The sequence below is a fragment of the Marinobacter sp. genome (assembly GCF_041690615.1).
Lineage (GTDB): Bacteria > Pseudomonadota > Gammaproteobacteria > Pseudomonadales > Oleiphilaceae > Marinobacter.
Genome location: NZ_JAWLGY010000010.1, coordinates 41,065 through 62,032 on the forward strand (window position 1 = coordinate 41,065; position 20,968 = coordinate 62,032).

17 protein-coding genes are annotated in these 20,968 nt (G+C 60.5%); 9 read left to right on the plus strand and 8 right to left on the minus strand.

Going from position 1 to position 20,968, the window contains the following annotated elements; translation table 11 throughout:
* The first annotated feature begins 9 nt into the window (after window positions 1–9).
* The 6 genes from ACESMZ_RS08870 to ACESMZ_RS08895 all read left to right on the plus strand — a co-directional run bounded on the left by ACESMZ_RS08870 (window position 10) and on the right by ACESMZ_RS08895 (window position 6,574).
* Window positions 10–1,668, plus strand: a complete 1,659-nt coding sequence (locus ACESMZ_RS08870) for a long-chain fatty acid--CoA ligase (RefSeq protein WP_372972499.1) — start codon at window positions 10–12, stop codon at window positions 1,666–1,668.
* Between the two features lie 340 nt (window positions 1,669–2,008).
* Window positions 2,009–2,872 (plus strand): branched-chain amino acid ABC transporter permease, encoded by an 864-nt coding sequence (locus tag ACESMZ_RS08875; protein ID WP_372957864.1) that lies wholly within the window; start codon window positions 2,009–2,011, stop codon window positions 2,870–2,872.
* A gap of 2 nt (window positions 2,873–2,874) precedes the next feature.
* On the plus strand, window positions 2,875–3,909 hold the full coding sequence (locus ACESMZ_RS08880; protein ID WP_372957863.1) for a branched-chain amino acid ABC transporter permease: 1,035 nt from the start codon (window positions 2,875–2,877) through the stop codon (window positions 3,907–3,909).
* Complete coding sequence (locus tag ACESMZ_RS08885) at window positions 3,902–4,669, plus strand: ABC transporter ATP-binding protein (protein WP_372957862.1); 768 nt, start codon at window positions 3,902–3,904, stop codon at window positions 4,667–4,669. Before ACESMZ_RS08880 ends, ACESMZ_RS08885 begins: the two co-directional genes overlap by 8 nt.
* Window positions 4,656–5,363, plus strand: coding sequence for an ABC transporter ATP-binding protein (locus tag ACESMZ_RS08890; RefSeq protein WP_372957861.1), 708 nt, complete (start codon window positions 4,656–4,658; stop codon window positions 5,361–5,363). Before ACESMZ_RS08885 ends, ACESMZ_RS08890 begins: the two co-directional genes overlap by 14 nt.
* A 71-nt stretch (window positions 5,364–5,434) precedes the next feature.
* Window positions 5,435–6,574 carry an ABC transporter substrate-binding protein gene (locus tag ACESMZ_RS08895; RefSeq protein WP_372972500.1) on the plus strand — a complete coding sequence of 380 codons (1,140 nt, stop codon included), beginning with the start codon at window positions 5,435–5,437 and terminating at the stop codon, window positions 6,572–6,574.
* A gap of 94 nt (window positions 6,575–6,668) precedes the next feature.
* Here ACESMZ_RS08895 and ACESMZ_RS08900 read toward each other — a convergent pair whose 3' ends face one another.
* On the minus strand, window positions 6,669–7,127 hold the full coding sequence (locus tag ACESMZ_RS08900) for a MaoC family dehydratase (RefSeq protein ID WP_091852087.1): 459 nt from the start codon (window positions 7,125–7,127) through the stop codon (window positions 6,669–6,671).
* Between the two features lie 107 nt (window positions 7,128–7,234).
* On the opposite strand from ACESMZ_RS08900, the gene ACESMZ_RS08905 reads away from it, so the two are divergent.
* Window positions 7,235–8,248 (plus strand): NADP-dependent oxidoreductase, encoded by a 1,014-nt coding sequence (locus ACESMZ_RS08905; protein WP_372957859.1) that lies wholly within the window; start codon window positions 7,235–7,237, stop codon window positions 8,246–8,248.
* 76 nt (window positions 8,249–8,324) lie between these two features.
* Here ACESMZ_RS08905 and tpx read toward each other — a convergent pair whose 3' ends face one another.
* The 3 genes from tpx to ACESMZ_RS08920 form a co-directional block, all read right to left on the minus strand.
* Window positions 8,325–8,822, minus strand: a complete 498-nt coding sequence (gene tpx, locus ACESMZ_RS08910; RefSeq protein ID WP_372957858.1) for a thiol peroxidase — start codon at window positions 8,820–8,822, stop codon at window positions 8,325–8,327.
* Window positions 8,823–8,955: 133 nt separating this feature from the next.
* On the minus strand, window positions 8,956–10,173 hold the full coding sequence (locus tag ACESMZ_RS08915; RefSeq protein WP_372957857.1) for a Bcr/CflA family multidrug efflux MFS transporter: 1,218 nt from the start codon (window positions 10,171–10,173) through the stop codon (window positions 8,956–8,958).
* 96 nt (window positions 10,174–10,269) lie between these two features.
* Window positions 10,270–11,172 (minus strand): LysR family transcriptional regulator, encoded by a 903-nt coding sequence (locus ACESMZ_RS08920; protein ID WP_372957856.1) that lies wholly within the window; start codon window positions 11,170–11,172, stop codon window positions 10,270–10,272.
* Window positions 11,173–11,261: 89 nt separating this feature from the next.
* Here ACESMZ_RS08920 and ACESMZ_RS08925 point away from each other — a divergent pair, with 89 nt between their 5' ends.
* Window positions 11,262–12,185 carry an acyltransferase gene (locus ACESMZ_RS08925; RefSeq protein ID WP_372957855.1) on the plus strand — a complete coding sequence of 308 codons (924 nt, stop codon included), beginning with the start codon at window positions 11,262–11,264 and terminating at the stop codon, window positions 12,183–12,185.
* A gap of 16 nt (window positions 12,186–12,201) precedes the next feature.
* On the opposite strand, the gene ACESMZ_RS08930 is transcribed toward ACESMZ_RS08925, so the two are convergent.
* Window positions 12,202–14,187 (minus strand): ribonuclease R family protein, encoded by a 1,986-nt coding sequence (locus ACESMZ_RS08930; protein WP_372957854.1) that lies wholly within the window; start codon window positions 14,185–14,187, stop codon window positions 12,202–12,204.
* A gap of 148 nt (window positions 14,188–14,335) precedes the next feature.
* Here ACESMZ_RS08930 and ACESMZ_RS08935 point away from each other — a divergent pair, with 148 nt between their 5' ends.
* The gene (locus ACESMZ_RS08935) at window positions 14,336–15,325 is read left to right on the plus strand and encodes an FAD:protein FMN transferase (protein ID WP_372957853.1); all 990 of its coding nucleotides are present in this window, start codon (window positions 14,336–14,338) and stop codon (window positions 15,323–15,325) included.
* 50 nt (window positions 15,326–15,375) lie between these two features.
* Here the strand turns inward: ACESMZ_RS08935 and ACESMZ_RS08940 are convergent, their stop codons facing one another.
* From ACESMZ_RS08940 to ACESMZ_RS08950, 3 genes are read right to left on the minus strand one after another with little or no spacing between them, the layout of a single operon-like run.
* Window positions 15,376–16,938: a hypothetical protein gene (locus ACESMZ_RS08940; RefSeq protein WP_372972501.1), complete on the minus strand. Its 1,563-nt coding sequence runs from the start codon at window positions 16,936–16,938 to the stop codon at window positions 15,376–15,378.
* Window positions 16,939–16,965: 27 nt separating this feature from the next.
* Complete coding sequence (locus ACESMZ_RS08945) at window positions 16,966–19,443, minus strand: LamG domain-containing protein (RefSeq protein WP_372957851.1); 2,478 nt, start codon at window positions 19,441–19,443, stop codon at window positions 16,966–16,968.
* A 40-nt stretch (window positions 19,444–19,483) separates the two neighbouring features.
* Window positions 19,484–20,782 (minus strand): hypothetical protein, encoded by a 1,299-nt coding sequence (locus ACESMZ_RS08950; protein ID WP_372957850.1) that lies wholly within the window; start codon window positions 20,780–20,782, stop codon window positions 19,484–19,486.
* Between the last annotated feature and the right edge of the window lie 186 nt (window positions 20,783–20,968).

Genomic DNA, 20,968 nt, shown 5'->3' on the forward strand with positions numbered 1-20,968 from the left:
GACTACTGAATGTTTACACGACACCACAAGGTCTGGCCGAGAGAATTGCCCAAGACCATGACCCTGCCGCAGACCAGTCTGTTTACCAACCTGGAGATCTCGGCACTGCGGTACCCGGACCATACCGCTATCGTCTACTACGACACAAAGATCACCTATCGTGAACTGCTGGACGAAGTGGAAGCGCTGGCCGGGTGGTTGCAGCAGAACGGCGTCAAGAAAGGCGACCGGGTGCTCCTGTACATGCAGAACTCCCCCCAGTACGTGATCGGCTACTACGCCATCCTGCGGGCCGACGCGGCGGTGATCCCGGTCAACCCCATGAACCGTGCTGCCGAGCTGGAACACTATGTCTCTGATACCCAGGCAACCATCTGCCTGGCCGGGATGGAGTTGGCGGAATTCATTGCGCCGCTGGTGGGCAATACCTACCTCGAGCGTGTGGTGGTTGCGGCCTACAGCAGCTATGTGCGCCAGCCCACCGACCTGAAACTGCCGGCGGAAGTATCGGCGGAGCCCCGCGAGCTGAACGCTCCGGGCCTGATTTCCTGGGAAGACGCGCTGAACGCCGGTGACAAGCCCGGCGAGCATACCGCAGGGCCGGACGACCTGGCGGTGATCCCCTACAGCTCCGGCACCACCGGCCAGCCCAAGGGCTGCATGCATGTGCATCGGGGCCCCATGGCGACAGCGGTGCAGCGGTCATTCTGGAACATTACCACGTCGGACTCCGTCCAGCTGTGCACCCTGCCGTTCTTCCATGTCACCGGTATGACCGGCTCCATGAACAGCCCCATCTTCTCCGGCGCTACCATGGTGATCATGACCCGCTGGGACCGGGATGTCGCCGGCCTGCTGATCGAACGCTACAGGGTGACCGGTTGGACCAATATCGTCACCATGGCGGTGGACTTCCTGTCCAACCCGGACCTGGGCAAGTACGACATCAGCTCCCTGGTCACCATCGGTGGCGGCGGGGCGGCCATGCCTCAGGCGGTGGCGAAGAAGCTCAAGGATCTTACCGGACTGGATTACATCGAAGGCTATGGCCTGTCGGAAACCATGGCGGCCACTCACATCAACCCGCCCAACGCACCGAAGGCCCAGTGCCTGGGTATTCCGGTGTTCGACGTGGACTCACGCATCATTGACGTCGATACCCTGGAAGAGAAGGGGCCGGGAGAAGTGGGCGAGATCGTGTCCAATGGCTACCAGGTGACCGTGGGTTACTGGAACCGCCCGGCGGAGACGGAAGCCGCTTTCGTGGAGCTCGACGGCAAGAAGTTTTTCCGCACCGGCGACCTGGCCTATTACGATGAAGACGGCTACTTCTTCATGGTGGACCGGGTCAAGCGGATGATCAACGCCTCCGGCTTCAAGGTATGGCCGTCGGAAGTGGAAAGCATGATGTACCAGCATCCCTCTATCCACGAGGTGTGCATCATCTCGGCACCCCACGAAAAACGGGGGGAAACCGTGAAGGCCGTGGTCGTCCTGACCCCCGAGGCCGAAGGTTCCACCACCGAAGAGGACATTATTGCCTGGTGCCGGGAGCAAATGGCGGCGTACAAGGTGCCCTCAGAGGTCCAGTTCGTGAGTGAGCTGCCCAAGTCGCCCACGGGCAAGCTGATGTGGCGTGCTTTGCAGGAAGAGGAATGGAAGAAGTAATCCGGCCCTGACTGACTACCCCACTGGTCATCCTGGCCAGTGGGGTACCTGACCTGCCCCTGCCTCCCGGCCTATTATGACGGCTATTGGAGGACCTTCCGGATTTCATTTTTCTCATTGAAATTAACAATCAGGTTCGCATAGCGAAATCACATTCTGTCTATTGACAGTGCATGCTCGCAGTGTACTCTTGTGCATCGGCGTGAGGCATTTTGCCGATACGTCTGAATTGCAACGAAAAGCAAAAACAAACCAGAAAACGTAAACCCAATAAAATCAAATGACAGTGTTGCGGTAACGGCAACTCTACAAAAACAACGTCGCCACGGGAGGGGCCGGTTTGACTACATTTCTCCAACAGGTTTTCAACGGGTTGACCCTGGGCAGTATCTACGGTCTCGTAGCGCTCGGTCTGACCCTTGTTTACGGGATACTCCACATCCCGAACTTCGCACATGGTGCGCTCTACATGGTAGGCGCGTTCATGTCGTACTTCTTTATGGTGGACATGGGTGTCCACTACTGGGTTGCCATGGCCGGGTCGGCCGTTGTGGTAGCCGTGCTGGGCATCATCTGTGAGCGCCTGGTATTCCATCCCCTGAGAAACTCGCCGCCGATACACGACAAGATTGCCGCCATCGGTATCCTCCTGTTCCTGGAGGCGGTGGTACACATGTTCTGGGGTTCCGATTTCCGTCGTATGTCCACGCCTTTCAGCGGTGTGGTCAACCTGGACGGCGTCTTCCTGCGTGAGCAGGGTATCCTGATCATTGCCTCCACCGTGGTCCTGGTGGTTGCCCTCAACCTATTCCTGCGCAAGACCATGGTGGGTGCCACCATTATTGCCATGGCCCAGAACCGTGATGGCGCCTTCCTGGTGGGCATTGATGCCAACCGTGTGGCCATGATGACCTTTGCCATTTCCGGTATCCTCGCCGCCGTGGCAGCCACCCTGTATGCGCCGATGAACCTGGTATACCCCGCCATGGGCCACCTGGTCATCATGAAGGCCTTCGTGATCATCATCCTTGGCGGCATGGGCAGCATTCCCGGTGCCATCGTGGGTGGCATGATCATCGGTTTCGCCGAAGCCTTCGGTGGTTACTACATTTCTGACGCCTACAAGGACATTATCGCCTTCGCCCTGCTGGTGGTGATCCTGTCCATCCGTCCACAAGGTCTGTTTGCCAAGGGGGCGCACTGATCATGATGTTTAAACTCGGAGCCCTTATCATGCACCCGGCCAGCAAGTACATGCTGCTGGCCCTGGCCCTGCTGTTCCCGGCACTGGCCACCAATGAATACCAGGTCTATGTCATGGCTACGGCCTTTATCTGGGCCATCGCCGTCTACGGTTTTAACGTGATCACCGGCTACTGTGGCCAGCTCAACCTGGCCCATGGCGGTTTCTTTGCCATCGGCGCCTATGCTGTGGCGCTGCTCACCGCTGATTACGGGTGGAACTTCTGGCCGGCCTTTATCGCTGCCCTGGTTCTTACCGCGGTTCTCGGTTTGCTCGTGGGTGCGGTATCCCTCCGCCTCAAGGAGCATTACTTCGCCATCTTCACCCTGTGTGTCGGCTTCATCATCTACCTGCTGCTGGACAAGTGGGAAGAGCTGACCCATGGTGCCATCGGCGTGCGCGGTATCGCCGCACCAGACGGTTTCGGCCTGGTGAATTTCCGGGAAACCATTCCTGTGTACTACCTGATCCTGTTCTTCCTGGTTTTCATCATCTGGTTCACCAGCCGCATCCAGAAGTCGCTGCTGGGCCGCACCTTCATCGCGATCCGTAACGGTGATGACCTGGCCGAGTCCCTGGGTATCAACCTGATGAAGAACAAGATCCTGGCTTTTGTGATCTCCACCACCTACGCAGGCCTCGCTGGCGCCCTGTACGCGGGCATGATCCGCTTCGTGGGTCCGGAAGACGGCAATATCCTGCATACCTTCAACATGATCACCTACCTGCTGGTGGGCGGCATCGGCACCCTGTTCGGCCCGCTGGTCGGCACACTGGGTATCGTCTGGATCACCCAGTCGCTGCAGTTCCTGGAAGAGTACCGGATGATCATCTTCGGTCCGCTGCTGGTGATCCTGGTGATCTTCTTCCCGCTGGGTATCTCCGGCTCCTTCCTCACCTGGATGCACCGCAAGGCACAGGCCCTTGGTCTTGGCCCCAAGAAAGTGCAGCAGGCAAGCAAGGTCAACACCGCCCGGGAGGTAGAGAACAATGCTTAAGGTAGAACACCTGACCAAGATGTTTGGCGGCCTGGCTGCGGTTAACGATGTGTCCGTGGAGTTCGGTGCCAACCAGATCAACGCCATTATCGGCCCCAACGGGGCTGGCAAGAGTACCTTTTTTAACCTGATCTCCGGCGTGCATCAGCCCACGTCCGGCCGGATCCTGCTGGACGGCACGGACGTCACCACCATGCGCTGTGACAATGTGGCCAAGCTGGGTGTTGGCCGGACGTTCCAGACCACCAACCTGTTCGAGACAGCGACGGTGCTGGACAACCTGATCGTCGGTCACCGTCTGCGAACCCATTCCGGGCTCTGGGACGTGCTGATCAACTCCAAACGCCTGCAGGCGGAGGAGAAAATGGCCCGTGAAAAGGCCCGTGCGGCACTGGACTTTGTTGGCCTGAGCCATGCCGAGAACCGCTACATCGCGGACTGCACCCAGGAAGAGCGCAAACGTGTGGCCTTCGCCCTGGCGCTGGCCACAGACCCCAAGATCGTTCTGCTGGATGAGCCGGCGGCCGGGGTCAACCCGGAAGAAACCGAAGGTCTTGCCGAACTGATGAAAAAGATGGTGAAACACGGCCTCACCGTTTGTCTGATTGAGCACAAGATGGACATGATCATGGGCATGGCCGACAAGATCATGGTGCTGGACCATGGCGAGAAGATCGCCGAAGGCACGCCGGAAGAAGTGAAAAACGATCCGGTGGTCATTGAAGCGTACCTGGGGAGTGATCACGATGCTGCAGCTTAAAAACGTCGACGTCCACTACGGTAGCTTCAAGGCACTGAACAACATCAACATGACGGTTGATACCGGCGGCCTGGTCGTGCTGCTCGGCGCCAACGGTGCCGGCAAGTCTACCCTGTTCAATGCCATCAGCGGCCTGATCAAGCCCTCTGCCGGCAACATCGAGTTTGAGGACAAGATTCTCAACGGTATGAAGCCCAGCGCCATCGTCTCCGCTGGTGTGGTCCAGTGTGCGGAGGGCCGGCAGCTGTTCCCCCAGATGAGCGTTCACGACAACCTGATGCTGGGCGCCTATGTTCACCGCAAGGACAAGGACGGCAATCGCAAGCGCCTCAACGAGGTGCTGGAGCTGTTCCCCATCCTTGAGGAGAAGGCCCACCAGCCGGCGGGTTCGCTCTCCGGTGGTCAGCAGCAAATGGTAGCCATCGGCCGTGCCATGATGAGCCGCCCGCGCCTGCTGATGCTGGATGAGCCGTCGCTGGGCCTGGCGCCTCTGGTGGTCAAGCAGATGTTCGAGACCATCCAACAGATCAACAGCCTTGGCACCACTGTGCTGCTGGCTGAACAGAATGCCTTTGCGGCACTTAAAATTGCCACACACGCATACGTTATGGAGAACGGCCAGCTCGTTATGGACGGCGACCGTGAAACGATGCTGGGTAACGAGGAAGTGCGCAAAGCATACATCGGGGCGTGATAACCCCGGCTCGCTTGTAAATATACCTGACAAGCGCCTGTGAACAGGCGAAATAAAACCAGGAGAAAACAATGAAAACAGCGAAGAAACTTGGACTGGCAGTTGCTGTAGCAACCACAATGGGTATGAGCTCCGCCATGGCCGGTGAGGTCAACATCGGCTTTACCGGTCCTTTGTCCGGTGGCGCCGCTCTCTACGGTGAGAACACTCTCTCCGGACTGCGCATGGCCGCCGACGAAATCAACGAGGCGGGTGGGTTCGACATCAATGGTGAAAAGTACACCGTAAATGTTGTCGCCCTGGACGATCAATATTCACCCTCACAGGCGGCGACCAACGCCAAGCGCCTGAAGCAGGAGGACGATGTTCCTGCCGTCTTCGTTCCCCATTCCGGTGGTATCTTTGCACTGATGGACTTCAACGTGGAAGACGACTTCCTGGTGATGGCCTACACCAGTGTTCCGTCAGTGACTGAACAGGGTAATCCCCTGACCCTGCGTATTCCGCCGACCTTTGACGGCTACGTAGACGCCTTCACCGACTACGCCCTTGAGAACTGGGGCACCAAGCTGGGTATGGGTGGCGCTACCCACGAGTACGCCAAGATCTGGGGCCAGATGATCAAGAAGGCCTGGACCGAGAAGGGTGGCGAAGTCGTCGCAGAAAACGCGATGGACTACAACAAGTCCGCCGACTTCTTTACCGGCGTTAGCCGTATCATCTCCGAGAAGCCGGACGTCATGTTCGTGGGCGGTGCTTCCGAGCCGACCGGCCTGGTCATCCAGCAGGCGCGCCAGCTGGGCTATCAGGGCGGTTTCATCATGATGGACCAGGCCAAGATTGACGAAGCTGCCAATGTTACCGGTGGCCTCAACGATCTCGACAGGACCGTTGGCGTAGTTCCGCTGGCAGCCGAGCAGACCGAAGCGGCGCAGAATTTCGTCAAGCGCTACCAGGAGAAGTTCGACAAGACACCTGGTTCAGAAGCGGCCTATAACTACCTGGCCTTGCATGCTCTGGTTGAAGCGATGGATATTGCCGAATCCACAGATCCCACGGAGATTCGGGAAAACCTCAGCGAAGCTGTGACCAGCATGGACGGGAACAAGAACCCATACTCGGTTCAGGAAATCGATGAGAAAGGTGGCTTTGTTGTCCAGCCCACCATGGCGGTGGTGAAGGATGGCGAAATCGTGGAAGAAGAGTTCTGAGGCATTGCCTGGGTAATCTTCCATAAAAAAGGGGGCCTCGGCCCCCTTTTTTCATGTCCGGAGAATACCAGGTATTCCCCGGAACCGATTAAACTTACGGCTTGACGTACATGGCCAGGTTTTCCGCTACTACGGCTGGCTTGTCCTCGCCCTTGATCTCGATCACTGTCTTGTAGGTGGCCAGAACCCGCTTCTCATCCACGTCCTGGATATCCACCAGTTCCACGGTGGAACGGATATCCGAGCCGGACTTGACCGCGGCGGGCAGGCGTACCTTGTTCATGCCGTAGTTGATGGTTGCGGCCGGACCTGTCACGGTCATGGCTTGCTGATTGAGTTGAGGGATCAGTGACAGGGTCAGGAAGCCGTGGGCGACCGGTGCGCCCCAGGGGGCTTCTTTCTTTGCCCGTTCCACATCCACATGAATCCACTGGTGGTCGCCGGTGGCGTCGGCAAAGGCCTGGATCATCTCTTGGCTGACGTTTTTCCAGGTGCTCTGGCCTACAACCTTGCCCTTGTGGTTCGGCAGATCTTCGAGTGCGATACTTGTCATTATTGTCTCCTGGTTCCGTTTCGCGAAAATCAATTTCGTAAGCTATTCTCATGGACCCGGGCTTTCGGTGCAACAACAAAAACTCCCCCAGAACAAAGAGGTGTGATATGTCCAAGAAACAACAATACACGCTGGTACAGCGTCCGGTTGGCATGCCCGATGAAACCCACCTGAAGCTGGAAGAGGTGGATATGCCCACTGCCGGCGATGGCGAGGTGCTGCTGAAGACCCGTTACCTGTCCCTGGATCCCTATATGCGTGGTCGCATGAATGACTCCGCCTCCTACGCCACGCCCGTCGGCCTGGGCGAGGTGATGACGGGTGAGGCGGTCAGTGAGGTGCTCGAAAGCAGGCACCCTGATCTTTCACCCGGGGACCTGGTCATTGGTCGTACCGGCTGGCAGACCCACTCCGTGGCCAGTCCCGACATACTCTTCCGGATCGATCCGGACCTGGCTCCCCCGAGCGCCTGGCTTGGCGTTATCGGCATGCCTGGTTTTACCGCCTACGTAGGCCTGCGGGAATTCGGTCAGCCAAAAGCCGGTGAAACCGTGGTGGTCTCAGCCGCCTCCGGAGCGGTGGGCCAGGTTGTGGGCCAGATTGCGAAGATGAAGGGGTGCCGGGTAGTGGGTGTCGCCGGCGCCGACGACAAGTGTCAGCACGTGGTGGAGCACTATGGCTTTGATGCCTGCGTGAACTACAAGGAAGATGACTTCGAGGACCAGCTCAGGGCGGCTTGTCCGGACGGCATTGATGTCTACTTCGAAAACGTGGGCGGCAAGGTCTTCGATGCGGTGATGAAGCTGGTCAATGACTTTGCCCGCATCCCGGTGTGTGGTCGCATTGCCCATTACAACCAGACGAAGTTACCGGAAGGGCCGGACCGGTTGATCCCGTTCATGGGACAGATCCTGATCAAGCGACTGATGTTCCGGGGCTTTATCCAGTCCGACCATAACGAGTTGCTGCCGGATTTCCGCCGGGATATGGGGCAATGGCTGAAGGAAGGCAAGGTGAAATACCAGGAAGACGTGGTCGAGGGTATCGAGAACACCCTTAACGCCTTCCAGGGACTACTGCAGGGCCGTAATCGCGGCAAGCTGGTAATCAAGGTGTCCTGATTTACCGGTTGATCACGAAAAAAGGGGCGAGCCCGTGGGGGACGCCCCTTTTTTATGGCAACGACTGCGGGGCCGGTCAGAGTACGGCCAGTGCCGCGTCGTAATCCGGCTCTTTCTTGATCTCGTCGACCAGTTCGCTGTGCAGCACCTTGTTGTCCTCGTCCAGTACCACAACCGCGCGGGCACAGAGACCGGCCAGCGGCCCGGTCTGCAACGCGACGCCGTAGTCCTGCTGGAAGCTGTAGTTGCGGAAGGTGGAGAGGGTCTGCACATTCTTCAGGCCTTCAGCCCCGCAGAAACGGCCAGCGGCGAAGGGCAGGTCAGCGGATACAACCAGTACTTCCGTGTTGTCCAGGCTGCCGGCCTTCTCGTTGAACTTGCGGGTTGACGTCGCGCAGACCCCGGTGTCGATGCTGGGAATGATATTGAGAATCTTGCGCTTGCCGGCAAACCTGTCCAGCCCCACATCCTGCAGATCACCGGTGGTCAGGGTGAAATCCGGTGCCGCGTCGCCGGGCTGGGGAAAGGTGCCGCTGACGTCCAGCGGGTTGCCGTCGAGTGTAACTTTGCTCATGGGTGTCTCCTGACTTTCGGGTTGGTGTTTCCGTTTCCGGTATCCGTAACATACACCTGTTTAGTGCATTTTGGATGACCCGTCGAGCAGGAAAACGTCCTTCCGCTCCGGATAAACCCTGACTGTCAGGGAGTTAATGGGTGGCCTTCACCGGTTCGAAACCCGGCGCAGGATAACGCTGTACCAGCAGCAGGTAGGCGCCCATGGCAGCCACGGCGCAGATAGCGATGACGCTGGCCATAACCAGCGAAGTGCCCGTGTAGAGATAGCCCACCAGAGACCCCACGCAGGCTGCCAGGGCCATCTGCACGAACCCGAACAGGGCCGAAGCCGACCCGGCCATGCGGGGGAAATTGGCCAGTGCCCCGGCCATGGTCTGGGGCAGGGTCATGCCCACGCCGGCCATGAACAGGCTTTGTGGAATCATTACCGCCCACACGCTATAGACCTCGGCCATGGCCAGCCCCGCCATGGATGTTCCGCCGGCGACGCTGACCAGGAGCCCCCGCACCAGGATCTGATCAGGCAGCCAGCGCCGGCCCAGGCGCATCGCCACCAGGTTGCCGGCAATGTAGCCCGCCACCACGCAGGCGAAATAGAGCCCGAAATGCTCTGGCCGGACACCGAGAAAATCGATCAGTACATAGGAAGAACCGGACAGGAAAGCAAACAGGCCGGCGAAGGCAAAGGCATTGGTCAGGGTGTATCCGATAAAGCTCGGGTCGGTGCCTATGTACCGGTAATTACTGGCCAGCGACCGCAGCCTGAGGGACTGCCGGTTTTCCGGAGCCATGGGTTCGCGGATACCAAAGGCGACAATCCCGGCCACGATCAGTCCATATACACCGAGTGCCACAAAAATGGAAGGCCAGCCGAAACCGGCCAGCAGGAAGCCGCCAACGGTGGGTGCCACTGCCGGGGCAAGGGCCATGATGCTGGCTAGCAGCGCCATGATGCGGGCGGCCTCCCTTGGCGTATAGATGTCGCGGATAGCCGCCCGGCCAAGAACCGGGCCGGCCGAGCCACCGAGGGCCTGCAGGAAGCGGAACAGCATCAGGGTTTCCACGTTGCTGGCCAGGGCGCAGCCGATACTGGCAAGGAAGAACAGCAACAGGCCGCCGATCATGACAGGCTTGCGGCCAAACCGGTCCGCCAGCGGTCCGCAGAACAGCTGGGCGACGGCAAATCCGGCCATGTAGAGGCTCAGGGTAAGCTGTACCTGGTCAGGGCCTGCCGACAAGGCCTGCCCCATGGCGGGCAGCGCCGGCAGGTACATGTCGGTGGCCAGTGGCCCCAGGGCCACGGCCGCCGCCAACAATATCGTTGTCCAGATACTGGTCAGTGCAAGCATGGGTGTTCCGGTGAAAAAAAGTGAGAGGCCTACTATACGGCCTGTCACCGGAAAGATAACGGCCTGGCCGGTCATAGGACCTATGCAGGATATCGATCAGTTGCTGATGTTCCGGGCTACCGTCGCCAGCCGGTTGCGTAGCCAGCGATGGCCAGTATCGGCCTGGTAACGCTGGTGCCAGATCATCAGCAGGTGCACGTCACGGTAATCGAAGGGCAGCGGCGCGGTGGCGAAGCCCCGCAACAGCTGGTGGCGCATGCGCGACGGCGCGGAGGCCAGCAGGTCGGTACCCCGCAGGAACTCCGGCAGGCCGGAAAAGTTGGATACCGTGACCGCGATATTCCGGCTCAGGCCGCGGGCCCGCAGGGCGTTTTCCAGCCCGGTGCGCTCGCCGGTGCCGAACAGTACGTCGACATGCCGGGCCCGGAGATACTCCGCCAGTGTGGCCGGTGCTGCGCGTACCGAAGGGTCATAGAAAATCACCATCTGGTCCCGTAACAGGCCCTTCTGGATGATGTCGCCGGTTTCCGGGGCATGGGGGGTGATGATGAGATCGCAAACATCCTCCCGCAGCAACTCTGGCCCGGGGATGCCGGAAGGAATCACCTGCAGCCGGATGCCGGGGGCGTCTGTAGCCAACTGCTTCATCAGCGGCGGCAACAGCAGGTCCCGCTGATAGTCGTTGGCGGCAATGGTGAAGGTGAATTCCGCGGTGGCCGGGTCAAAGGGCGGCCCGGCCGACAGGGCGCGCAGTTCGTCCAGGATCTGCTGGATATGGGGCCCGGTTTTCAGGGCATAACGGGTTGGCGCGATACCGCGGCCCGATTTGACGAACAGCGGATCCCCCAGGGTCTGGCGCAGCCGCTCCAGGGTATGGCTGACCGCAGACTGGCTCATGCCCAGGGTCACCGCCGCCCGGGAAACGCTGTTTTCCCGGAGTACGGCGAGAAACACCTCCAGCGAGCGGGTGTCGAGGTGGAATTGATCAACGGATTTCATGAATGCAGTGTAGCACGCCATAGGCCTGCCCAATCGAGCCCTGCGTTGTTATCATGCACGCCTTATAACACCGGAAAACGGAAGACAAGATGCTGGGATTCCTGCCTAAGCCCCTGATTGGCGTGATCGCGGTCACCCTGTTGATCCTCAATACCCTGTTCTGGGCACTCTTTCTCTATATACCGGCGCTGCTCAAGCTGGTGGTGCCCCACAAGGGCTTTCGGGTGGGCTGTACCCGTCTGATTATCTGGGTGGCAGAGAACTGGGTGGCCGGTAACAACGCCTGGATGCGCCTGACCCAGCGTACCCGTTGGTATGTGGCAGGCGCCGAGGAGCTGGAGCGGGAAAGCTGGTACCTGGTGCTGAGCAATCATCAGAGCTGGGTGGATATCCTGGCCATGCAGTGGGTGTTCAATCGCCGCGCGCCGTTTCTCAAGTTCTTCCTGAAAAAGGAACTGATCTGGGTGCCGGTGATTGGTCTCGCCTGGTGGGGGCTGGACTTCCCCTTCATGAAGCGGCATTCCCCCCAGTACCTGTTAAAGCACCCGGAAAAGCGCGGGCAGGACCTGGAGACCACCCGCAAGGCCTGTGAGAAGTTCCGCTTTACGCCGGTCAGCGTTATGAACTTTGTGGAAGGTACGCGGTTTACCCCCGAGAAGCACCTTAAGCAGAAATCACGCTATCAGCACCTGCTGCAGCCCAAGGCCGGCGGTGTGGGGTTCGTGCTTGATGCCATGGGAGACGCCATGGAAACGCTGGTGGATGTCACCATCGCCTACCCGGGTGGCGCCCCCAGCTTCTGGGATTTCGTGTGCGGCCGGGTCAGTGAGGTGCGCATGGAAATCCATACCCACCCCATTCCGGAAGCCCTCAAGGGGCGGGACTACGCCAAAGACGCTGAGTATCGCCGTCAGCTCAAGGACTGGCTGGGAGCTCTGTGGCGGGAGAAAGACCAGCGACTGGAGCGAATGCTGACGGAGGCCGGCAAGGGAGAGCCCAGCGTCAGCCGCTGAGCCCTTGCCCGAGCCATCAGTCCTCAGGGGGAGGCGATACCTCTTCAGTGCTGTCAGAGACCAGCTCCAGGTTGATCTGGCGCCGCTCCTCATCAATACCCGCGAGCTTTACGGTTACAGCCTGATCCAGCTGGAAGGTCCGGGCTCCCTTGGTGGCTTCCAGGCGCAGGGTGACCGGGTCAAAGCTGAACTTGCCTGACAGGGTCTTGCAGCTGACAAAGCCTTCCAGCCCGTTGCTGTCCAGTCGCACGAAAAAGCCTGCCGGCACAGTGCGGGTAATCACGCCGGTAAAGGTGGCCCCCCCGTCCAACTGACGGGCGTAATCGCTCTTCAGCCAGCTCTCCAGGGTGCTTGATGCCTGGCGAGCCTGTATCTGGGCGGACTGCAGCTGGTTCAGGCCTGTGTCTGCCAGCCGGTCGTGGTGTTCATCCCACAGTGCCGCCTTGATCAGCCGATGCACGTAGAAATCCACATAGCGTCGCAGCGGTGAGGTGAAGGTGGTATAGGCAGGCAGCCCCATACCCTGGTGGGGCGCTGCCTCGAACACCATCTCCGCCCGGGCCAGCTGACGGGCGATGATGGTCCTGACCGGCACTTCTGCATCCAGGTCAGAGGTCCGTACCATCAGCTCGCGGAAGCCTTCCGGCGTGGCCGGGTCGATGCTGGCCAGTTCCGGAGCGTAGCGCTCCAGCAGGGCCCGGATATTGTCCGCGCGGTCGTCCCGCAGGCCCGGGTGGGCAATGAACAGACCATGGTCCTGCTTGCCCAGGAAATCTGCAGCGCAGCGGTTGGCCGCCACCATGCACTCTTCCACCAGCCGGTGGGCTTCATTCTGGACCGTCGGCTCAATGGTGCGGATGCGACGATTTTCGTCCAGTCGCAGGCGGAATTCCGGCCGGTCGCTGTTCAGCAGGGCATGGTCCGAGCGCCATTTGCGCAACGCAGTGGCTGCCTGGTGTAGCTGGTCCAGGTTGTTGGTGACCTCCGGTGTCAGGGCATCGGTTTCCTCGTTGTGCTGGTCTTCCAGCAACTGGCTGACCAGTTCATAGCTGAGCTTGCCCCGGGAACGGATCACCGCCCGGTGAAAACTGAACTCGCCGAGGCTGCCGTCGTTGTTCACCTGCAGATCACACACCAGGGCAAGCCGGTCGGTGTCCGGCATCAGCGAACAAAGCCGGGTGCTGATGGCTTCCGGCAGCATGGGGCGCGGCTCGCCGGGAAAGTAGATCGCCGTCGCCCGGTTACGGGCTTCCTGGTCAGCGGGTGAGCCCTCCGGAATCAGCGCCGTGGGGTCAGCAATGGCAACCGACAGGCGCCAACCGGTGGCATTGGGCTCCGCCAGCAGAGCGTCGTCCATGTCCTGGGTACCGGGACTGTCGATGGTGACATAGGGCTGTGTGGTGCGGTCCTCACGCCCTTCGCGCAGGGGCGTTATGGACTCTTCAGAGAGACCCTCAGCCTGCTGCTCCACGGCTTCAGGAAAGGCATCGTCCATATCGAAGCTGGCAAGGGTAAAGCTGCGTTCGATGCCGGGATCACCAGCCTTGCCGATCACCCGGATAACCTGGGCCTGGCCCTTGCCGTCCTTGATGGGGTGACGAAGTATGCGACAGTAGATGAAGTCATCCGGCTTCGCGTCGTTACGCTCTTTGGGCGGAATAAAGATCCAGCGGCCAATGCCCGGGGTTTCCGGCGCCACAAAATGCCCCTTGCCCTTCACCAGATAACGGCCCACGAAAGTCGTCAGGCTGGTTTCCAGCAATTCGTCCACGACGCCCTGGGTGCGGCCTTTCTCGCCTGGCACTTCGGTCACCGTAACCCGGTCACCCGGCAGTACTTTCTGCATTTCCTCCGGCGGCAGGAACACATCGCGACCTTCGTCCAGTGCCACAAACCCGAAACGACCGTTGGTGGCCTTGACGGTGCCGGGGTAGACCACCTTGTTTTCCTTGATGTCGGTTTTGAGCTGGCGCAACTGGTTGAGCGCGTCCGCATTAAGCATGAATGAAACCTGGCTGAATAAGAGTGACTGTTGGCGGGAGTATACCGGTTATGGCTGGCTGAGTCAGATGGTCTGTGGCTGAGATTCAGTGCCGGTAACCGATGATTTTCGGTGGCACAATAAGCCAGCTGTTTTTCGGGAGAACACCATGCCTGTACCTATCCTGTCGAAATGCCTGACATTATTTCTCGCCGGCCTGGTGGTGGCCACAACTGCCAGGGCGGAATGGTTCCGTTTCAGCGACAGTGCCATGACCACACCGGTTTCCCTGGAGCTCTGGGCGGAGGACGGGCAACGGGCGGAAGCCCTCTGGCGCTCGGTGTTTGCCGAGTTCACGGCCGTTGACAGGATGATGAGCCGTTACCGTGAGGATTCGGAACTGTCCCGGGTAAACCGTGAGGCGGCCGAGCGTGAGGTGCGGGTCAGTAAACCCCTGTTCGAGGTTCTGGCCCGGGCCGGGGACATTGCCCGGCTCAGTGGCGGGGCCTTCGATGTCAGCTTTGCCTCAGTGGGACATTTGTATGATTTCCGGGCGGGGCACCAGCCCGGTCAGGACGAGGTGCGGGAAGGGCTGACACGGGTTAACTACCGGGACGTCTCGCTGGACGAGGGCAGCGGTACTGTACGCTTCGGTAACCCGGGGTTGATGCTGGACCTGGGAGGCATCGCCAAGGGATACGCAGTGGATCAGGGCATTGAGGTTCTGAGGCAGGCGGGAATTGAGCACGCGCGCCTGAGCGCTGGCGGTGATATGCGGTTGCTGGGGGACCGGCGGGGGCGCCCATGGATGGTCGGGGTGCGGGACCCGCGCCACCGGGAGCGTCAGGCGGTGGTGATTCCTCTGGAAGACACCGCGATCTCCACCTCCGGTGACTACGAGCGTTTCTTTATCGATGACACAGGTCAGCGGGTGCACCATATCCTGTCACCGGCCACGGGCCGTCCCGTGGGTGAGGTACAGAGCGTGACCATTCTCGGCGACGACGCTGTGACCACCGATGCCCTGTCGACAGCGGTTTTCGTGCTGGGTGCCGAGCAGGGCCTGGCGCTGATTGACAGCCTTGATGGGATCGATGGCGTGGTGATCGACGGTAAGCGTCGCATGCATTATTCCCGGGGCCTGATGTCCGGGGAGTAGCGTCAGGGTCCCGCCCGCTCAGTGCGATTCTGTAGCGGGCGGGGACGGCGTCAGCCGATGGTGCCGCTGACGATGGGTTCAAGTCCGATGAGCCGGTCCTGTGAGGCGCTATTGCCAAGCCCATGCCCGGCGAATCGGGATCCGAAATCCCCCTGCTCGCCGTGTAGCGCCATATAGTTGAGCAACACCGTCTGCACCAGCTGATTGACGTTGTTGGCGGCAGGGCTGGAAGAGGTTTCCACGTTGCCGTCTTCCCGCATCCAGCCCACCTGGTTGCGGATGGCTGCAGGCCGGCCATTGGGGTTGTAGACCAGGTAGAACGACGCCGCCGTCTGCTGGTTGTCCGAGGTCCACTCGCCCTTGCCACGGCCGTCCATGGAGTCGTCGATACGACCGTTACTGGACACTGAGCCATCGCTGAACACATAGAGCATCAGTGGCATGCCCACCCGTGCGGCATATTCCAGGCAGGCTCCCATGCAGCGTCCCGCCAGCAGGTCCCGACGTTCGCCGGTGGCCCGTTCCCCGGTGTGGTAGTCGTAGCCGCCCATGGTGATGGTGCCGGCGCCGGCAAAGCCGTTCAGCACCAGTTTCATCACCGAGGCGGTTTTGCGGAACTCCCGTTCGTTACTGAATTCGCTCGCGGTAAAGATACCCGAAGGGCCGACGATATCCGGATCCATCTCCGGGTTGAGGGTGGAGGGGTCGCCGAAGCGGTCTGCCAGGTCTGCAGTCTTCACATAGCTACAGCGCACCAGGTCCTTGATGACCTCTTCCCGGGTAACGCCGGTGCGGGTGTCCAGCCGTGCCAGTTTCTGGTCGCTGATACGCTGGATGGATTCCATAACGGCCACCGCATCGGACTGGTCCAGCAGGCCCACCAGGCTGCCGGTATCCACCAGTCCGGTCACATCGCTGGGACGGTCCACCTTGGTGGGCCGCACCTGTGGGATGATCAGCTCCATGGGTGCCATGGAGTTGCCGCCGGAGTCTGAGGTCTGTGAGCCGATCAGTGTCAGCAGTTCGCCATCGGCGCCGGCCCGGTGGATGCCGTACATGGGATTATGGGGGTTATTGCCGGTATCGTTTTCCGAGCGTGCGGCAATCACTGAACCGTTGATGGCGGCGCGGGTACCCGCGCTGGTACTTTGCTGTATGCCCCGCAGAAAACCGCTGTCTGAATGAAAGGCCAGCCCCAGCTCGGTACTAATGAACGAGGGGTTGTTGGGCAGCATATCACCCGGCAGCCCCTGTCGGTTGTAGCCCTGGGTACTGAGGAAGTCCAACTGGCCGCCGGACCTGCCCACCAGGACATTGGAGCCGGCCATGCTGGCGCCCCCGGCCAGGTCGAAGCAGATGAACGGAATCTTGCCGGCACCCTGCACGGCAATGCCGCAGCTCTGCCGCAGGGTATGCAGGTCCGGTGACAGGGCAGCGGAGGCGGCCCGCGGATTGGCGAACAGACTCAGTGTCGAGGCTCCGAATACCGCGGCGCTACCTGCCTTCAGCCCCTGGGCGATAAATTCCCGACGGGTGCGGGGGCGGGCGTGATCACTGTGAAACAGCGGCTCATGGTTGGCCAGCGGCCGCGTCCCTGATCTTCTGATGAACATGGTCAAATCCTCCTGTGACGGCCGGTGTCAGTGAATCAGCGTGGTGGCACTGCCCAGCACCGCGGCGCAGCTGGCCTTGACGACGGTAGCGGTGCGGTTGGCGGGGCAGCTGCCACCGCAGGCGGCCAGGGTATCCATCAGTTCATCCAGTTCGCCCTCCAGGTCTGCCACCAGTGGCTGCGTATCCAGGTTGCGGCCGACCATGGTGTCGATCAGTGGCCCGGTTATCAGCTCCCGGTTGCCCGCTGAGAAGGCTGTTGCCGGAGAGGCACCGAAGCTGAAGCCCGGAAAGAAGGCTGACCGCAGGCTGGTGTCGTCCACCAGCTCATTGCAGTAACCGATTGCCATCTGGGTGATCGCCATTTGCTGGGATGACAGGAAGCCCTCGATACCTGGTCCTGAAGGCAGCTGTTCGCGCACGGTGACGAAGGTGCTGCGTACTTCGGGATTGGTTGCCGGAACGCCGGTCAGTTTTGCCATGGTGGCACTGATGGCATCGAAATTTTTCAGACCGATGTCCGGTGCCGGGGGGAGCTCGGGCAGCCCCGGCGAGGACGGCAGTGTTCCTTCGATCACCACGTTCTGGTGGTCACCCAGTCGTTCGAAACTGAGGAAGAACTCGTCCGCTGCGGGACCTCCTTCCAGGGACACGATGGTGCCCTGGCGGGAAACCGGCTGGCCCCGGCCCGGAACATAGTCATTGTCATTCAGGGTGGTTTCCAGGCGGCTCCATGCCTGGCCGGTGAGGGTCTCACGGCCGTTGACGCCGAGTTTCATGCCGGCGAGGGGGATGCTGCCGGGGCTGGCCTCGTCATCGAGGCTGATAAAGAAGGGTTCGGCGAACAGGTAGCTGTAATTGTCGAACTGGCTCACCTGGAACACCATGAACGCCTGGGGCACGTCGATCAGGTGCGACAGGCCGAACAGCAGATAATATTTCTGACCGACACCGGCCTCGAAGTTGGTACGCACCTGTTCCGGTGACAGTGCCCGGTTGTGGAAGGCCACCAGTCGCAGAGTGCCTTCCCAGGGCGCAGCGCCGTCGGTCTCGTTACCCATCACCAGGGCAAAGCTGTCGTCCCAGTTGTTCAGCAGGCCGCCGGGGGCGGGGTCGACATCGTCGGTAGCCTGGCCATTGATGAAAATCCGGCGGCCCTGGTCCGGGGTGAAGTTGATCACCACATGCTGAAGACTGGCCTGCAGGCGATTGGCGCCGTCTTCGGTGCTGAATGTGGCGTTCTGGTCAGTGGTGGAGCTGCGTTGCAGTACCTCGTAGTTCTGCAGGGTCTGGCCCAGGGTCAGGTTGCGGCTGGTGGCGGATCCCGAGTAGGACACGATGCGGGCGTCCTCCTGGGTTACATTGGCGGGTACCAGCCACGCTTCCAGGCTGTATTCGCCGGAGGCGGCAAGCAGTTCATGAAGCTTGCGGCTGTTACCGGTGGTGGCCTGGGCCTTGCCGCTGCGGATGCTGGAGCCGTTGTCAGTATAGGCCGGCCCGAAGCTGATTCCGTAACCACCAACCCATTCCACGTTACCGGTCAGTGACAGGTGCATGGAGGGCTCAATGCCGGACGTATCAAAGGCGGTGTTGCCCTCCCCTGTCTTGAACTCGTAGAGGGCAATCACATGATCTTCGTAACGACCGCCGGAATTGGCCATCAGGCCATCACCATCGAGTGTCAGCGCCTTGCTGGTCACCAGGTCCGGGTCCACGTTGCTGGGAGTGACCGTGGCCGCCAGGGCTTCAATCTGCGATTCCATTTCATTGGCGGAGGCCTCACAGCTGTCGTTCCAGCAGTTGTGACGGTCATCCCGCAGTCGTTCCACCAGTCGCGAGCTGAAGGGAGCCGTCAGGCTCATGCGGCTTCTGGCCGCGTCGTAGGCGGTGTCCACGTTACCGCTGGCGAGGTAGGGCCGGGTGTCGCCATCGGCGTGGCAGCTGCTGCAGTAACTGGTCAGCAGTGGGTAAACGGTGGTGGAAAACGCACCACTGCTTTCGGGAAATGGCAGTGTGCCGCCCGGGTCACGCAGGGCAGGGGCCTGCAGCTCGATGCGGTTGACGCTGCCGGCGCTGCCTCCCGCCCAGCCGCTGATCATGCTGGTGATGGCGTCGGCGCAGGCCTGGTCGCTTCCCAGCCAGCAGTTGTGGCCGCCGGCGACCTTGCTGACCAGCGCAGAGCGCCCGGGGTCAGCCAGGTTAACCACGGTATTGGCCTGGGCGTAGGCGATGTTGACGTCACCCTCGTGGGCAAAGCGGGGCGACTGGCCCGAGCTGTTGTGGCATTCGCCACAGCGACTGGTCAGTGACAGGTTGTCCCATACATTGATCTTGAATGCCTGCACATCGGCGGTGGCCGGTGCCGGGCCATCGTACTGGCTGGTGCCCGGGGCCTGGGTGTTGGGCAGGCTTTCGGTGGATTCGCCCGTGTTGCAGCCGCTCAGGGCCAGCGCCGACAGCAGGAGGGTGCAAAGCAGGGGCCGGTAGAGCCTTATGGTGATCTTCATCGTGACCTCGTATTCCTTTATCACAGACTTGCGCATCCCTTTACTGGCCCATACACCAGGCGGCTGATTCCGCATAGGCCCGCTTCAGCTGGTAGCCGCTGCTCCTGAATCGACTGACGATGGCTTCCAGCCGGTTGCGGTCATCGGCATCACCGGGTTCCCGCAGGCACACCTGCTCGAAGACCTGGCGAACCTTGCACTGGGCAAAGGCGTCAGAGTGGGCCAGTTCACGTCCCAGGGACCTGGCGCCCTCACCGGAGCCGGGCAGGGTGTCGTCCCAGCCCAGGCGGCGGTTGTCACCGGTGCGCCAGTAGTTATCCCATTGGTCATCCCGGGTGATGTAACCGTGTTCGAAGTTGGTGGCGTTGATCAGGTACTTGCTCTGTACACGGGTGCCGGTCTCCGGGTCGGTCATGCCGATGGTGTTGTACACCAGTTCCCCGAGATCGGCGTTGTTGTCGTACTCGTAGTCGTAGTAGGCGAAAGCCTGTGCCATGGGATCCATGCCGGTATGGCACCCAGCACAGTTGTTGAGGAATACCCGACTGTCGCCACCGGGGCTGCGGGAGACGTCCTGGCGGATACGATCCACCGGCAGGGTGACATCCGCCACCTGCTCCAGGTCATTGCACAGGTGGTTCATCAGCGTGAAGCGGAACATGGCCCGGTTGGTGCCATCGATAAAGAAGGCCCGGGCTGCTGCCCGGCTGGTCATGACGCCGGCGGTGGCCTGTGACGGCAGGCCATTCCGGCTGGACTGGCTGACCCGGCGCAGGGAATCCGCCAGCGGAACACCGGCGTTCTCCAGTGCTTCGTAGTGGGCATTGTTGCCCGTGCTGTATGGGGGTAACCCGCCAATGTCGCCCTCATAGAGCACGTTGTCGTACAGCACCGTGCGGAAGTCGGCGTCGTCCCGTACTAGACCAATCACGGTTGCGGTGTAATCGTTCAGTGGCACAAAGGGGCTCATGGCCTCATTGGTCCAGGGGGCAGCCAGGCTCTTGATCGTCACGTTGTAGAAAGCGGGATCATCCATGGCGATATAGGCTGCGGCCACAGGGTTGCCGCTGGCGATTTCCGCCGCCATCTGCTGCAGCACACTCTCCGTTGGCGGCACGCCAGTAAGCCGGCTATGCATTCGAAAGGCCTGCTCACGCTCTCCGGCTGTCAGCAAGGTGGGTACCGATAACAGGGTGGCCATCAACACAGTTGCCAGCAGGCGGGCGGGGCTGACTGGTAGCAAGGGGGCGTGAAGGCTTATCCGGTCAGGAGAGTTGCCCTGGTCCCGGGTTGGTATTGACTGTTTACCTGTCAGACAAGACTGACGTCTGGCGTCCATGACGCATATCCTTTGCAGTTTCCCATTGATATTGGTCACTTCATATTTCGGAACTGCCGAAAAAGGTGTGACATGTTTAACAGCGTTTGGATTTTACGGTAGGAGTTCTAACTATTTTGTGTGCTGCTCCACGATAAATGAAACAGGTCAGACGAAGTTATTGGAGTGTGAGCAATAACCGGAGAT